Below are 238 nucleotides of genomic sequence, written 5' to 3' on the forward strand. Positions count from 1 at the left end.
CTTGACCTTCGCGGCCTCCGGCGAACCAGCCTTCAGATTGGTGAGGCTGCCGCCGATCAGCGTGCTGACACGCTCGCGGATCGATGCGGCGCGTACCGGACTGCCGGCGGCCTTCTCCTCGATGACGCGCTCGATCATCGACTGCGCAAAGGTAACGCCGCAGGCCTTGACTGCCTGCAGGTCGACGGGCGCAAGGAGATAAGGGCGCGTTTGATCCGGAGCTCCGGTGCTGTTGGCG

Annotated in this window: 1 pseudogene; it reads right to left on the reverse strand. The window is 66.0% G+C overall.

What is annotated here, in order from left to right:
* Nucleotides 1–238 (reverse strand): annotated as a pseudogene (locus EOD29_RS34830) (fumarylacetoacetate hydrolase); the annotation flags it as partial.

Origin of the sequence: Mesorhizobium sp. M1A.T.Ca.IN.004.03.1.1, from assembly GCF_003997555.1 — a bacterium.
GTDB lineage: Bacteria > Pseudomonadota > Alphaproteobacteria > Rhizobiales > Rhizobiaceae > Mesorhizobium.